This window comes from Roseinatronobacter sp. S2 (genome assembly GCF_029581395.1).
Classification (GTDB): Bacteria; Pseudomonadota; Alphaproteobacteria; order Rhodobacterales; family Rhodobacteraceae; genus Roseinatronobacter.
Map to the genome: position 1 here is coordinate 2,445,259 of NZ_CP121113.1, position 13,162 is coordinate 2,458,420.

Here is a 13,162-nt window from a genome sequence, read left to right on the forward strand (position 1 = left end):
CGGAGCAAAGGGCGCAGCCCGCTTCAGGCCAATACCCTCCGCAAACCGGGTATTTCCCCCTGACCGGCCCCCGCGCGGGCGGCGTTGTGTTACCCGCCGTTGTCGTCGGCGTTGCTCAGATTGCGCAGAATATCGGGTTTTATCCAACGGCTGAACGCTTCTGAATCGGGGATATGCTGTAACAGATTGCGATCCAGAATGGACTGGAATGCGCCTTTCTCGGTCAGGGTGCCAAACGGTGTGGGTGTTGCCAGATAGCGCAGCGCATCAGGCAATGTCATGTTATGGTCGAATTCGCCATGTTCCAGAAATTCAAGTGTATGGGCAATTACCAGCGGGTTGTTCATGATGAAGGTATGCGTGGCAGAGACGACGATATGATCGCGCATACCCTCCAGCCGCGTGCTTTCGACCGAAACCTTGCCATCATCCGCGCCGTCAATCAGCGAGGACAGCAGCGGATTCAGCGACACATCCCCCGCGATGATACCCAGATCATAATCCGGTGCGGTGGCAAGCGTTTGGGGCGTGGCATCTTCTTTCGTGCCAAGTTCCAGCCCCGCCGGACCGTTCAGCCATGTAAATGCTTCAATATCGGAAAAATAATCCACCAGTTCCGACCCGTGATTGGGCGGTGCCAGCATCACAACCCGCCCCATCTGCGCAGGGCGCCCGCGATCCAGCCAGGCGCGTGCCAGAATGCCGCCCATCGAATGGGTTACAAAATGCACCGGCCCCGCATCACAATCCTGAATGGCCAGCCCCACATGTCGCAGCAGATCCTTGATCGGTGCTGCGGTGGACGGATAGCCATGATTGACCGTCTGGTAGCCATGCAGTTCAAGCGCTTCTTCCATCACCGCCATGGAATGTTCACTACGCGCCAGCCCGTGCAGCAACACCACGCAATCGGCAATTGCAGGGGCAGGCAGCAGGCACAGTGCGATCAGAATCTTTCTCATGCGGGCAATATAAGGTTGGCCGGTGTCATGCACCAGTGGTGACACGCGCAGATGACGTAACTGCGATAGGCCGTCATGTTATTACAGCGGCGGGCCTGCGCCGGTCGCGTGGGAAACTGAGTATTTCAGGCAAGATGAAGCTGGATCAAAGCTTCCCGAATATGGCGACATGCATGCTTCGCAAGGGGCCTGCAAGGACGCGCAGGCCCCTTTGACGTGTCAGTCCTGTTCGGCAAGGAACTTTTCTGCGTCCAGTGCCGCCATGCACCCCATGCCTGCGCTGGTCACTGCCTGCCGGTAGGTGTGGTCGGTCAGATCGCCTGCGGCGAACACACCGGGAATGGAAGTGCGCGTGCTGCCGGGGTCGACCCAGACATAGCCACCATCCTGCATTTTCAGCTGATCCTTCACCAATTCGCTGGCGGGGCTGTGGCCAATGGCGATGAACACGCCTGCGCATGCAATCTCTTGTGTCGCGCCCGATGTGACATGGCGTATGCGCACCCCTTCCACACCGGGGGCGGCGCCATCGCCCACAACCTCATCAAGGGTGTGGTCCCAGATGACTTGTATCTTGGGGTGGTTCAGCAGGCGGTGTTGCAGGATTTTTTCCGCACGCAGGCTGTCGCGACGGTGCACCAGTGTCACTTTGGACGCGAAATTCGTCAGAAACAGCGCCTCTTCTACGGCGGTATTGCCCCCGCCGATGACCGCAACTTCCTTGCCGCGATAGAAAAAACCGTCACATGTGGCGCAGGCGGACACGCCCATGCCTTTGTATTTTTCTTCTGATGGCAGGCCCAGCCAGCGTGCCTGCGCGCCTGTGGCCAGCACAACGGCATCGGCGGTGTAGATCGCGCCGGTGTCGCCTGTGGCGGTGAACGGGCGCTTGGACAGGTCCAGCTGCGCGATATGGTCGGTGATGATCTCGGTCCCCATTTCGCGTGCATGCGCTTCCATGCGCACCATAAGATCCGGCCCTGTCACCATGGAATCACCGGGCCAGTTTTCAACCTCGGTGGTGATGGTCAGTTGCCCGCCGGGCTGGATGCCTTGCACCAGCACAGGCCCCAGCATCGCGCGCGCGCCATAGACCGCGGCAGTATAGCCCGCAGGTCCAGAGCCGATGATCAGAAGCCGTGTGTGGCGGGTGTCAGTCATGGTCATGTCCTTCATCACAAGATTTCAGGCGCAATGTAGGCATGTGGACCGCCAGCACAAGGGGCATTCAATGTCGCATATGGGGCGAACAATTTGTTGCGCAACTTTGAAATATTATTGCGCGTGCGGGCGCTTCAGCATACATAAGGCGAAAATACCAAGGAGTTATCGTATGTCAGGCAGCAAGCTTGATCCCATCGATCGCAAGATACTGGCCGAATTGCAGGCAGATGGCCGCATGACGAATGTAGAGCTGGCCAAGCGTGTGGGAATTTCTGCGCCGCCTTGTCTGCGGCGTGTGCGCACACTGGAAGAGGCGGGATATATTCGCGGATATCATGCGCAGGTCAATGCGCGCGATCTTGGATTCGAGGTGCAGGTTTTTGCAATGGTCGGTCTGAACAGTCAGGCCGAAGCGGATTTGTCGCGCTTTGAGCAGCGGTGCCGCGAATGGCCGTTTGTGCGCGAATGCCACATGCTGAACGGCGAGATTGATTTCATCCTGAAATGCGTGGCCCCCGATCTGTCCAGTTTCCAGAGTTTTCTGACCGAAGATCTGCTGGCGGCCGATAATGTTGCGACGGTCAAGACGTCGCTTGTTATTCGCTGCGCGAAGGCTGAACCAGGCGTCCCGTTTGATGTGCTGGAAGCGCGCGCGGTCGATATAGGGTAGCATGCGCGCGGCTGTTCATCCGGCAGACGTGGGCGTGCACTGATTTGTTTGGGATTGCGGGCAGTGCGTTTGGCCTGAAGGGGATGTCCAAAGGCGCGGAGCCAAGGCCACAGGTGGCCCACGCCATCGGTGGGCCGATGCCCACTTCGGGCCGGAATTAGCGTGTATCGCCTCCATTCACATGCACGCGATACACTCTAACCTTTTGTTTTTGCGTGTCCTACAACATACCCCGCGCGCCGGTCTACCCCTTGTGGCGTTGAATATGGTTCACATGGCCCATTTTCCGCCCCGCGCGGCGTTCGGGTTTGCCATACAGGTGCAGCGCCACATCGCGCGCTTTCAACAGCTCCGGCACGCGGTCCATGTCATCGCCGATCAGGTTTTCCATCACCACATCCGCAAAACGCCCGCCATCGCCCAAAGGCAGGCCCACAACCGCACGAATATGTTGTTCAAACTGGTCCACCGCGCAGCCATTCTGTGTCCAATGGCCGGAATTATGCACGCGCGGGGCAATTTCATTCACCACCAACCCGTCTGCCGTGACGAACAGTTCCACCCCCAGAACACCCACATAATCCAGTGCGTTCAGTATTTTCGCAGCCATCAACACCACATCACTGCGCAGCGCGGGGCTTAGGCGCGCAGGCACGCGGGTTTCGCGCAAAATGCCGTCCCTGTGCAGGTTCTCGCCGGGGTCATAGGCCGCCACTTCGCCTGTCAGCCCGCGCGCCGCAATGACCGACACTTCATGCGAGAAACTGACGAACCCTTCCAGAATGGCCTCTGCGCCCTGCATGGCCGCAAGCGCATCTGCCGCGTCGCTGCCTGTGTGCAGCCGCGCCTGCCCTTTGCCATCATAGCCCAGACGGCGGGTTTTCAAAATGGCGGGTGTGCCGATCTGCGACAGGGCCGCGTCCAGTTCCGCGGCTGTTTCAACGGCTGCATAGGGGGCAGTGCGCAACCCAAGGCCCTGCAAAAAGTCCTTTTCCGTCAGCCGGTCCTGCGACACGGCCATCGCGCGCCTGGCCGGGCGGATGGCGCGCAGCGGCTCCAGCAGGTCCAGCGTGGCGGTCGGGATATTTTCAAACTCGAAGGTAATGACATCCACGCCTTCCGCAAATTCGCGCAATGCGTCCGCATCATCCCACGCGGCGGTGACCACCTTTTCGGCGACATGCCCCGCCGGTGGCAGGGGCGCGGGGTCATAGATATGGCACCTATACCCCAACCGCGCCGCCGCCACGGACAGCATGCGCCCCAGTTGTCCGCCGCCAAGAATGCCAATGACGCGGCCCGCTTCAAGCGCTTCAGTCATCGCTGGGTTCCTGCGGGATAGAGGCCGACAGATCACTGCGCCATTTGTCCAGTCGCGCGGCCAGATCAGCGTCGTTCAACGCCAGAATACCCGCCGCCATCAGGCCCGCATTGGCCGCACCGGTCGCGCCAATGGCCATGGTTGCCACCGGAAAACCGCGCGGCATTTGCAAGATTGAATACAGGCTGTCCACACCCGACAAGGCGCGTGTCTGGACCGGCACGCCGATCACCGGCACCCGCGTTTTCGACGCCATCATGCCGGGCAGGTGCGCGGCCCCGCCCGCGCCTGCAATGATAACTTGCAGCCCGCGCCCAACCGCGCCGCGCCCGTAATCCCACAGCCGGTCAGGGGTGCGATGCGCGGATACGATTCGTGCTTCATAGGCAATGCCCAGATCATCCAGTAGTTTTGCGGCCTCGCGCATGGTTGGCCAGTCGGACTGGCTGCCCATGATGATCCCAACCTTGATATCCGTCATCTTGCCCCCGGAAAATTTGTTTGCGCGCACTATAGCGATGGCTTGCGCGGGTGCAATTGCATCACGCGATGATATCGGGGGTCAGTTCATCCTCGATACGGGAAATCTGGTCCTTCAGGCGCAGTTTTTCTTTTTTCAGGCGCTGGATGGTCAATTGCTGCGCCGATCCCTTTTCCTGCAAGGCGTCAATCGCCTCGTCCAGATCACGGTGCTTCTGCCGCAACACTTCCAGTTTGACGCGCAGCACGCCTTCATGATCCATTTCCTGAGGAGAGTTCATTTTTGCCCGTCATCTTTGTGTAACCTGTGCCCATAATAGCTGCAAATTCCGGTTCGCAAAAGCATTAGTGCAGCGCTGCGCGGATTCATCTGTGCCAGTGTTACGCGGTGCCTTGCGATTTTGCACAACCACCCCATATATTTATCAAGGGCTGCTGTAACGGGGCCCGCAGCAATGTCGCTTACGAAAGGGCCGGGCTGATGAGTAAACTGACTTTTCCTTCTCACCCCTTGCTGTTGGGGTTTGACCAACTGGAACGCCTTGTTGAACGCACGGCACGCACAGGCGCGGATGGGTATCCGCCCTTCAATATCGAAGTGACAGGCAAGAACAGCTTTCGCATTACCCTTGCACTGGCAGGGTTCCGCGAGCATGATCTTTCAATCACTGTCGAGAAGCGCCAGCTTATGGTGCATGGCCAACAGCATGATGATGACAAGGAAGACCGCGTATTCCTGCACCGTGGCATTGCCGCGCGCCAGTTCCAGCGCGTTTTTGCCTTGGCCGAGGGGGTCGATGTCGCGCAGGCCTGTCTGGAAAACGGGCTGTTGCATATCGACCTGAACCGACAAGAACCAGAAGACACAGTGCAAACCATCACGATCAAACGTGGCTAAGGAAAGGACGCGACCCATGGACAATATCTATCCAATGAACCGATCAGACCGGCCCATCGTTTATGTCCGCCCCATCAAGGCAAGCGATCTGCCCGAAGAAATCCGCGAACAACTGCCCGATGTGGCGCAGCTTTACGCCATCCACCATGAAGAAGGTGAACAGATGGCCGTTGTCACCGACCGGACAATGGCATTCGTCATGGCCCGCCAGAATGATTATGACCCTGTCAGCGTGCACTGACAGGGCCTTGATTGCGCGCATATTCGGGCGGCCGTGGGGGCCGCCCGAATTGTTCGGGGCTGTTCAGGTAAACATGTCGGCCACGATGCCGTTATACCAGCCGATGCTTTCCTCATAGGTTTGCTGGCGCAAGTCTGCGTCTTCGCCCACCTGGCTGATAAACCCTTCGACACTGGCGATCTTTTCATCCGTCGGCTCATAAGATGCGCCAACCTTGACCCCGTCATCAGTGCCGATCAGCGACCAGCAGGTATTGGCATAGCGCGCGGGGAACAAGCGTGCATCTGTCAGTTCGTGCCGGATGGAATTCGCCGCGACCTTGGCCTGACTATTGGCCGAGAAGCCTGATTTCGGCATGTCGCCCTGCGCCGCAGAATCGCCAAGGATATAAACGTTGTCATCCATCCGGCTTTTCATATTGGCAGGAACGGCAGGTGCCCAGCCGCTGTCATCGGTGATGCCTGCAAGTTCGGCAATGCGTCCCGCCTTCTGGCCCGGAATGACGTTGCACACATCGACATTTTCCACCACGCCATCAATGGACACCGTCATTGCGTCCGGGTCGACAGACACGATATCGCCGCCAAAATCAGGGCCAACACGTTCAATCATGCCGGGGTAGTGACGCGCCCAGCCGTCCTCGAACAGACCTTGTTTCGAGAAATTCTCCTTCGGGTCCACAATCAGGATTTTCGCTGTCGGATTGTGCTGCGACAGCACATGCGCGACCATCGAGATCCGCTCATACGGGCCGGGGGGGCAACGGTATGGGTTGGGGGGCGCGACCATGCAATAGGTGCCGCCTTCGCGCATGTTTTCCACCTGCGCCTTCAGCAGTTCCGACTGGCTGCCTGCCTTATAGGCATGCGGCATGCGGTTTTGCGCGGCAACCGACCAGCCCGGCACGCTGTCTTCGCGGAAATCGATGCCCGGTGACAGCACAAGCCGGTCATAGGGCAGCGTATCGCCGCCCGCCAGTGTGACAGTCTGTGCGTCACGATCCACCCCTACAGCCCAATCATGCACCACGTTGATGCCGTGGCGCGCGGCCAGTGTGCCATAGGAATGGCCCATATCTGCCAGTTCCCAGAACCCGCCAAGATACAGGTTGGAAAAATAGCAGGTGTAATAGACGCGTGATGGTTCAACCAGCGTCACATCAATCGCGCCCTGACTGTCGCGCGCAATGTAGCGCGCCGCCGTGGCCCCGCCCGATCCGCCGCCAATCACCACCACGCGCGGGCGCGTCTGGCCCAGCACGGCGGGCGCGGACAGGATCGCGGCCCCTGCCGCCATCCCGCCCAGAACTGTGCGTCTTTTAAATTCCATCAGGTTTCCTCCCTTACTGATGTTCTCAGTCATCTATTGTCGCGAAATAGGCGGCCAATGCCGCGATTTCTTCGTTATCCAGCCTGCGGGCGACATTTTGCATAACCGCATGCGGGCGCAGCCCTTCCTTATAGGCGTGCATGGCAACCACGAAACGGTCCTCCGGCCAGTATGTTATGGACGGTATGCCCATGGCCGCGCCATCACGTTGATGACAGGTCGTGCATTCGCTGGCAAGATATTCGCCCCATTCCCTGTCCCCGCGGATGGCCAGCACTTCGGGCGGCAGTTCAATCTCGATGCGGCGCGCTGTGGGTTCGGCTTCGGGAATATTTTCGGGCATGTCGGAAAACTGGCGCATGAAGGCCAGAATATCCGCGCGGTCCTGCGCGTCGGGCAGTCCGGGGTAACTCATACGGGTGCCGGAGACCAAGGCATAAGGGTTTTCGATATAGGCATCGAGGGTGCGGAACGTCCAGCGCAAGCCGTCACGGCCCATACGTTCAATCGAGTCCGAATAAACGAACCCCTCCACATCTGCCGCGCGCCTGCCATAGATGCGCGTCAGGTGGGGCCCTATTCCGTTTTCGGCACCACGGCCCATTTCATGGCATGCGGCGCATTCATATTCCCACAATTCCGCGCCGTGCTCGGCATTTCCCAACGGCTCGGCCCCGCTGCCGGTTTGCGCCTGCACCCCGCCTGCGCCAATGGCGGCAAGGGTGACCCCTGCCGCCAAGATTGTCTTGAACCTGTTGACCTTCATCAATCCTCACTCCGAATAGGTGGACAGATAGGCAACCAGCGCGCGCCGGTCATCTGCGTCGCGCATACCCGCATAGGACATGCGGTTGCGGGGCAAATATCCGCGCGGGTCGGCGATAAACTCTGACACTGTCTCCTCTGTCCAGATCAAACCGGTATCGCCCGCTTCGGTCAAGACCGGCGAATAGCGAAACCCGTCCACCCTGCCCGCCATGCGGCCAATAATGCCGTTCAGCATTGGCCCGACAGCATTACGCGCCCCGTCGCCCACCTGATGGCAGGTGCGACAGGCCCGATACAGGCTTTCGCCCTGTGCAATCAATTCGGGGCTATGGGCTGCGCTGGCGTCTTCGTCGGGTTTTGCTTCGGGTTCCGCGTCGGGCGTTGACGCTGGTGCATCCCCGCCGCCCGATGCCGCAGCCATGGCCCGCGCCTGCGCGCGCCGCGCATCGGCAATGGGGTCATCCGGCGTGACATCCAGAACCGCCGCGCGCATGGTTACCTGCACTTCAGGTTTACAATCGCTCATGCATGGGTCTTGGGTGAACAGCGGCCATTCCAGTTCGATACGGTCATCCAGATAGAAGCCATCTTCGTTGGGCAGGCGAATGTCGCTGAAGTTCTCGCGGCTTAGTTCGAAATCATCATCGACCAGATCGTTCAGATACATCAGATAGGCCGTGATCGCATAAACCTCATTCGGCGTCAGGGATTGCGCCATCCCGTAGGGCATGGCGCGATTGACATAATCCCACACGGTCGACAGATACGGCCAGTAAGACCCGATCGTTTTTTCAGGGTGCTCATGCGTCAAGCTGCCATGCCCCCCCGCAAGCGCGGGCCACGACCCCATCCCTTCGCCAAACGTGCCATGGCAATGGGCGCATTGCGCCTCGTATAAGTCCTCGCCCGTCCAGACATCGCCGGACCCGTCCGGCAGACCCGCCCCGTCAGGGCGGATATCAATGTCCCACGCGGCGACTTCTTCAGGCAGGGCCGCGCGCCCCAGACCATAGGTTTGCGCCATGACAGGCAGGGCCGCGAAGGCCGCACCTGCGCAGATCAGTGTGGATTTAAGAAACCTCGACATTCTCGGCCTCCCCGTTTGAATGGACATGCCAGGTCTGGATGCCGTTATTGTGGTAGACGGAACTGACCCCGCGGAATTCGCGCAAGGCGTCCTTGGTGGGCTGGACATAGCCCGCATCATCAATGGCGCGCGATTGCAGCAGCAACTCGCGCCCGTCCCAATCGAATTCGAAATAGAAGCGGTGCAGCGACTTGTCGAAACTTGGCCCGCTGATACGCGCCTGCGCCCAGTTGCGCCCGCCATCAATAGACACATCCACCCGCGCGACCTTGCCCACGCCCGACCATGCCAGACCCGTGATCACCGTAGGCCCATGCCCATGCAGAATGGGGGCTTGCGGGCTGGGGTTGGTGATGACCGATTTCGCGTGCATTTCCCATGTAAAGCGGCGCGCGCGCCCGTCGGCCAGAAGGTCGGTGTATTTCGACGTTTCCTCGCGGTGGTGCCAAGGTGCATCGCCCACTTCCAGACGGCGCAGCCATTTGACCCACATGTTGCCTTCCCAGCCCGGCACAATCAACCGCACCGGATAGCCCTGTTCGGGGCGCAGCGCCTCGCCGTTCATCCTGAAGGCGATCATGCAATCATCCAGCGCCTTTTCCATCGGGATGGACCGCGACATGGCCGATGCATCGGCCCCTTCGGCCAGAAGCCAGCTACCTTGCGCTTTGACGCCCGCTTCATTCAAAAGCGTGCGCAAACTGACGCCCGTATACATGCAGTTATGGATCATCCCGTGCGTGAATTGCGCGCCATTCAGCTGCGCACCGCGCCATTCCATGCCGGAATTCGCCGCGCATTCCAGAAAATACACATGGTTTTCGCGTGGCAGGCGCAGCAGATCCTGAAGCGTAAACACCAGTTCGCGGTCGACCAGACCATTGATCAAAAGCCGGTAATCCTGCGGTGCAATATCGGCGACACCGGCGTGATGGCGTTCAAAGCACACGCCATTGGGCGTGATGATCCCGTCCAGTTCATGGATCGGCGTAAAATTGACCGAACTGGACGTATCCGCCGTCAACCATTCCACATTGCGCCGGATGACATGCGCTTCATGGCGCGATGGCTTGCCATAGGGGGCCGCATCCACACCGTCGCCCAGAAACTGCGCCCAAGGCTGCACTTCGGTAATCAGCGGATCGGGCGAGGCCGCGCGCGCAGCGCCCGTTCCCGCAATCAGCCCCGCACCCGCCAGCCCCGCGCCGCGCAAAAACCCGCGCCTGCTGGGTCCACCAGACCGGCCAGAATGGGCACCGCCTGTAAGTTCTTCCGACATCTGCCATGTCCTCCCTAGCAGTCAGGCCCGCCTCCCGCGGGCCGCAAATACATCCGGGCGTTAGCCCGTCACCACCTTGATTGTTGTGGATTCCGGCACGCTGACACGGCCCTGCTGGCGAATATAGCTTTCCACCACATCCCAGATTTGCGGCCCTTCAGTGCCTTCATTCACGCTGGCCCAGCCCGCAACCACATAGGCGCGGTCCATCTCGACAGGCGCGCCACTGGCCAGATGCACCATGTCTGATATCCGTTCCCCCATCGGCGCATCAACGGCAATCCGGTAGCCCAGCCCGCCCACGCGCACCATATCGCCGCCCTGCTGGAAATAGGGGTCGGGGTGGAACAGGTTTTCGGCAATATCTTCCAGCGCGCCGTGCAATTCCGCGCCCGTCATTTCGCGGCGATACACCTGCCCATAGCTCATGGCGGTAATGTTATAGATATCTTCGCGGGTGATCGCATCCCCGGGCATCAGGCTTGGCCCCCAGCGCACCCCGGGCGACAGCGCAATTTCCGCGTCACGTTCCTGCATCAAGGCATTGCAGATCAGGTCATCCCAAGTGCCGTTGAAATTGCCGCGCCGGTATAGCAGGCTGTCGGTATGGCCCACGACTTCGGTCAGCTCATCCAGATAGGGGGCGCGTTCAGCGTCAATCAGGGCGGCCATATCGGCGTCGGGTTCGATCACATCCGCAAAGACCGGAATCAGCTTGTGGCGGAAGCCCATCATGCGCCCGTCGCGCACATCCAGATCAAGCCGCGTGACAAACTTGCCGTTTGATCCTGATGCAATCAACAAGGTCTCGCCCACCAGCAGCGGTTCGGGCAAGGCGTCATGCGTGTGACCCGTCAGCACAATATCAATGCCCTGCACCCGCGCGACCATCTGGCGGTCCACATCAAACCCGTTATGCGACAGAACCACCACAAGATCGGCGCCCTGCCCGCGCACCTCATCCACCATTTCTTGCATGCGCTGCTCGCGTATGCCGAAACTCAGCCCCGGAAACATCCATGACGGGTTTGCAATCGGCGTATAGGGAAAAGCCTGCCCGATCACGGCAACCCGCACGCCCCCGCGTTCAAACAGGCGGTAGGGGTCATAAACCGGTTCATTCCAGTCGGTGTCAAAAATATTCTGCCCCAGAAACGCAAACGGCAGGTCCGACACAATTTCATCCACACGGTCCGCGCCAAGCGTAAATTCCCAATGCGATGTCATCGCATCCACGCCCATCGCGTTCATCACATTGACCATATCCTGCCCATTGCTGCGCAGCGCGGTCATGGACCCGTGCCATGTGTCGCCCCCGTCCAGCAACAGCGCATCGGGGCGGTCGGCGCGGATGGCATTGACGACAGTCGCCACCCTGTCCATGCCCCCCATGCGCCCATATGCACGGCCAAGCGCCACAAAATCATCATGCGTCAGTGCATGCGCCATGGCAGATGTGGCATCCAGCCCGTAATGCGCCAGAAAATCCTGCCCGACCAGATGGGGCGGCTGGCCCCGCACCGGCGCCGCGCCCAGTTTGACCGACGCTTCGCGAAACCAGACCGGTTTTAGTTGCGCATGAATGTCAGTGATATGAATAAGCGAGACATTCCCGAACGTGTCAAAGCGCAACAAGTCATCCTGATGCAGGCTTTGCTGCGCCGCGACCCGCGACCAACCGCCCTGCACCCCCAGCAATGCAGAGGCAGCAAGGGACGCCTGCAAAAACTCTCGCCGCGAAATCATGGCATATTCCCTCTTTGACATAGCCCGACAGGGCGCGGAAATCTGCTCCCGCGTCCAGCCGTGGTATCGGTTGTCTGAATTATGCGCCTAACGCCTGACCAAGCCTATCCTACGGTAATGCTGGCACTGTCTTCATAGACAGAGCCGTCATCATCCACCCAGGTAAACGCAAATTCACCCGACTCCGGCACACGCGCTTCAAATTCGATGAAGGGGTTTGCCGACAGGCTGGGTTCAATTTCCATGTCGATCACCGTCTCGCCGTTGAATGTGCAGGTGAAGCGGTTGATGATATGGCGCGGAACAGTATTGCCATCCGTGTCGACACGGTGGCCGTTTTCCATGGGATGGTTGATCAACGTGCGCACCAGCACCACCTCATCGACAGAGGCAGTTCGCGGAACACGGACGCGTGGACGGGCATCAAAACCGGACATTGGGTATTCTCCTTATACTCTCGCGTTGGGGCCGCGTTGCATCTGGCCACGCCAACGATAACCGCGCGGGACATGTGAAGCGGGGGGCATCCGCCCTAGCCGCCACAGCCGCCTATGGTGACGCGCACATTCGCGGCCGCCTGTACAAACGTGCCATCCGCCATTTCGGCAAGGGCAATCACATCCATCGTTTCTGCCATGCGAATACGGGTTGTCGCGGTATGGCGTCCTGCAAGCGGGCCGAAATGTACTGTGCACACTTCCGGATTGGGGTTGGAAGGGGCCAGAATCCGAATGGATTTTGCATCCGGACATGTCACGGTAACCGGAACGGCATTGCCGTTTTCCGCAATCTCGGGCGCTGTTATCTCCAGCGGCCCCTCAACAATTTCTGCCCCGCCAGTAAAGGCTTCTATCAGCCCGGCCGCATCTGCCGACACGCGGATTGGAACCACCGTCACAAAAAGCCCGCCAAGGCCCATTGCAAGGGTATGCCGCCGTGAATATCCCATAAACCTCACTCCCGTTAACTGTGTCCCGGACCATCGGGCGCGCGGTGCCTGCAACGCAAGGGTTCCCCCTTCAGCCACTGCATGGCTGTCCATGCAAGGCGCGCTTGTGTGGTCCGATCCACTCCTCCTGATGCAGGATAACCCGATAGGACATATTGTCGCAACATAAAATCAGATTTTCTGAATGTATTTTTTGTGATCTGCTTAAGAAATTGTTTTAATTAAACTATATGGTAATTTCCGTCTTGGCACGATCCGGAATAAGGAT

The 13,162-nt window shown here is 59.4% G+C and carries 15 protein-coding genes; 3 read left to right on the forward strand and 12 right to left on the reverse strand.

The features are described 5' to 3' along the window. Positions 1 to 89: 89 nt before the first annotated feature. Positions 90 to 962, reverse strand: coding sequence for an alpha/beta fold hydrolase (locus P8S53_RS11690; protein ID WP_277804143.1), 873 nt, complete (start codon positions 960 to 962; stop codon positions 90 to 92). A gap of 219 nt (positions 963 to 1,181) precedes the next feature. Beyond that, positions 1,182 to 2,123, reverse strand: coding sequence for a thioredoxin-disulfide reductase (trxB, locus tag P8S53_RS11695; RefSeq protein ID WP_277804144.1), 942 nt, complete (start codon positions 2,121 to 2,123; stop codon positions 1,182 to 1,184). Between the two features lie 172 nt (positions 2,124 to 2,295). Here trxB and P8S53_RS11700 point away from each other — a divergent pair, with 172 nt between their 5' ends. Continuing rightward, positions 2,296 to 2,796 (forward strand): Lrp/AsnC family transcriptional regulator, encoded by a 501-nt coding sequence (locus P8S53_RS11700; RefSeq protein WP_277804145.1) that lies wholly within the window; start codon positions 2,296 to 2,298, stop codon positions 2,794 to 2,796. Positions 2,797 to 3,040: 244 nt separating this feature from the next. On the opposite strand, the gene P8S53_RS11705 is transcribed toward P8S53_RS11700, so the two are convergent. The 3 genes from P8S53_RS11705 to P8S53_RS11715 all read right to left on the reverse strand — a co-directional run bounded on the left by P8S53_RS11705 (position 3,041) and on the right by P8S53_RS11715 (position 4,878). After that, positions 3,041 to 4,117, reverse strand: a complete 1,077-nt coding sequence (locus P8S53_RS11705; RefSeq protein WP_277804146.1) for a 5-(carboxyamino)imidazole ribonucleotide synthase — start codon at positions 4,115 to 4,117, stop codon at positions 3,041 to 3,043. Further along, positions 4,110 to 4,598 (reverse strand): 5-(carboxyamino)imidazole ribonucleotide mutase, encoded by a 489-nt coding sequence (gene purE / locus P8S53_RS11710; RefSeq protein WP_277804147.1) that lies wholly within the window; start codon positions 4,596 to 4,598, stop codon positions 4,110 to 4,112. The genes P8S53_RS11705 and purE overlap by 8 nt, the downstream gene beginning before the upstream one ends. 61 nt (positions 4,599 to 4,659) lie before the next feature. Continuing rightward, complete coding sequence (locus P8S53_RS11715) at positions 4,660 to 4,878, reverse strand: YdcH family protein (protein WP_277804148.1); 219 nt, start codon at positions 4,876 to 4,878, stop codon at positions 4,660 to 4,662. A 200-nt stretch (positions 4,879 to 5,078) separates the two neighbouring features. On the opposite strand from P8S53_RS11715, the gene P8S53_RS11720 reads away from it, so the two are divergent. Next, positions 5,079 to 5,495, forward strand: coding sequence for an Hsp20 family protein (locus P8S53_RS11720; protein ID WP_277804149.1), 417 nt, complete (start codon positions 5,079 to 5,081; stop codon positions 5,493 to 5,495). Positions 5,496 to 5,511: 16 nt separating this feature from the next. Then, positions 5,512 to 5,736, forward strand: coding sequence for a DUF1150 family protein (locus P8S53_RS11725; RefSeq protein ID WP_277804150.1), 225 nt, complete (start codon positions 5,512 to 5,514; stop codon positions 5,734 to 5,736). A 63-nt stretch (positions 5,737 to 5,799) separates the two neighbouring features. Here P8S53_RS11725 and P8S53_RS11730 read toward each other — a convergent pair whose 3' ends face one another. From P8S53_RS11730 to soxY, 7 genes are all read right to left on the reverse strand, one after another. Next, positions 5,800 to 7,065 (reverse strand): NAD(P)/FAD-dependent oxidoreductase, encoded by a 1,266-nt coding sequence (locus P8S53_RS11730; protein WP_277804151.1) that lies wholly within the window; start codon positions 7,063 to 7,065, stop codon positions 5,800 to 5,802. A 25-nt stretch (positions 7,066 to 7,090) separates the two neighbouring features. Continuing rightward, positions 7,091 to 7,831, reverse strand: a complete 741-nt coding sequence (locus P8S53_RS11735) for a c-type cytochrome (protein WP_277806708.1) — start codon at positions 7,829 to 7,831, stop codon at positions 7,091 to 7,093. Between the two features lie 6 nt (positions 7,832 to 7,837). Next, entirely contained in the window at positions 7,838 to 8,920 is a 1,083-nt protein-coding gene (locus tag P8S53_RS11740) for a c-type cytochrome (RefSeq protein WP_277804152.1), read from the reverse strand. Beyond that, positions 8,904 to 10,199, reverse strand: a complete 1,296-nt coding sequence (gene soxC, locus P8S53_RS11745; RefSeq protein ID WP_277804153.1) for a sulfite dehydrogenase — start codon at positions 10,197 to 10,199, stop codon at positions 8,904 to 8,906. Before soxC ends, P8S53_RS11740 begins: the two co-directional genes overlap by 17 nt. Before the next feature lie 60 nt (positions 10,200 to 10,259). Further along, positions 10,260 to 11,945: a thiosulfohydrolase SoxB gene (gene soxB, locus P8S53_RS11750; protein ID WP_277804154.1), complete on the reverse strand. Its 1,686-nt coding sequence runs from the start codon at positions 11,943 to 11,945 to the stop codon at positions 10,260 to 10,262. A 104-nt stretch (positions 11,946 to 12,049) separates the two neighbouring features. Further along, complete coding sequence (soxZ, locus tag P8S53_RS11755; protein WP_277804155.1) at positions 12,050 to 12,382, reverse strand: thiosulfate oxidation carrier complex protein SoxZ; 333 nt, start codon at positions 12,380 to 12,382, stop codon at positions 12,050 to 12,052. A gap of 95 nt (positions 12,383 to 12,477) precedes the next feature. Next, entirely contained in the window at positions 12,478 to 12,894 is a 417-nt protein-coding gene (gene soxY, locus P8S53_RS11760; protein WP_277804156.1) for a thiosulfate oxidation carrier protein SoxY, read from the reverse strand. Positions 12,895 to 13,162 lie beyond the last annotated feature (268 nt).

Bases quoted from the DNA above. Each gene is read 5' to 3' on its own strand.
- P8S53_RS11705 (WP_277804146.1), bottom strand. From the start codon at position 4,117: ATGACTGAAGCGCTTGAAGCGGGCCGCGTCATTGGCATTCTTGGCGGC.
- P8S53_RS11700 (WP_277804145.1), top strand. From the start codon at position 2,296: ATGTCAGGCAGCAAGCTTGATCCCATCGATCGCAAGATACTGGCCGAA.
- purE (WP_277804147.1), bottom strand. From the start codon at position 4,598: ATGACGGATATCAAGGTTGGGATCATCATGGGCAGCCAGTCCGACTGG.
- soxZ (WP_277804155.1), bottom strand. From the start codon at position 12,382: ATGTCCGGTTTTGATGCCCGTCCACGCGTCCGTGTTCCGCGAACTGCC.
- P8S53_RS11725 (WP_277804150.1), top strand. From the start codon at position 5,512: ATGGACAATATCTATCCAATGAACCGATCAGACCGGCCCATCGTTTAT.
- soxB (WP_277804154.1), bottom strand. From the start codon at position 11,945: ATGATTTCGCGGCGAGAGTTTTTGCAGGCGTCCCTTGCTGCCTCTGCA.
- P8S53_RS11720 (WP_277804149.1), top strand. From the start codon at position 5,079: ATGAGTAAACTGACTTTTCCTTCTCACCCCTTGCTGTTGGGGTTTGAC.
- P8S53_RS11715 (WP_277804148.1), bottom strand. From the start codon at position 4,878: ATGAACTCTCCTCAGGAAATGGATCATGAAGGCGTGCTGCGCGTCAAA.
- P8S53_RS11740 (WP_277804152.1), bottom strand. From the start codon at position 8,920: ATGTCGAGGTTTCTTAAATCCACACTGATCTGCGCAGGTGCGGCCTTC.
- trxB (WP_277804144.1), bottom strand. From the start codon at position 2,123: ATGACTGACACCCGCCACACACGGCTTCTGATCATCGGCTCTGGACCT.
- P8S53_RS11690 (WP_277804143.1), bottom strand. From the start codon at position 962: ATGAGAAAGATTCTGATCGCACTGTGCCTGCTGCCTGCCCCTGCAATT.
- soxC (WP_277804153.1), bottom strand. From the start codon at position 10,199: ATGTCGGAAGAACTTACAGGCGGTGCCCATTCTGGCCGGTCTGGTGGA.
- P8S53_RS11735 (WP_277806708.1), bottom strand. From the start codon at position 7,831: ATGAAGGTCAACAGGTTCAAGACAATCTTGGCGGCAGGGGTCACCCTT.
- soxY (WP_277804156.1), bottom strand. From the start codon at position 12,894: ATGGGATATTCACGGCGGCATACCCTTGCAATGGGCCTTGGCGGGCTT.
- P8S53_RS11730 (WP_277804151.1), bottom strand. From the start codon at position 7,065: ATGGAATTTAAAAGACGCACAGTTCTGGGCGGGATGGCGGCAGGGGCC.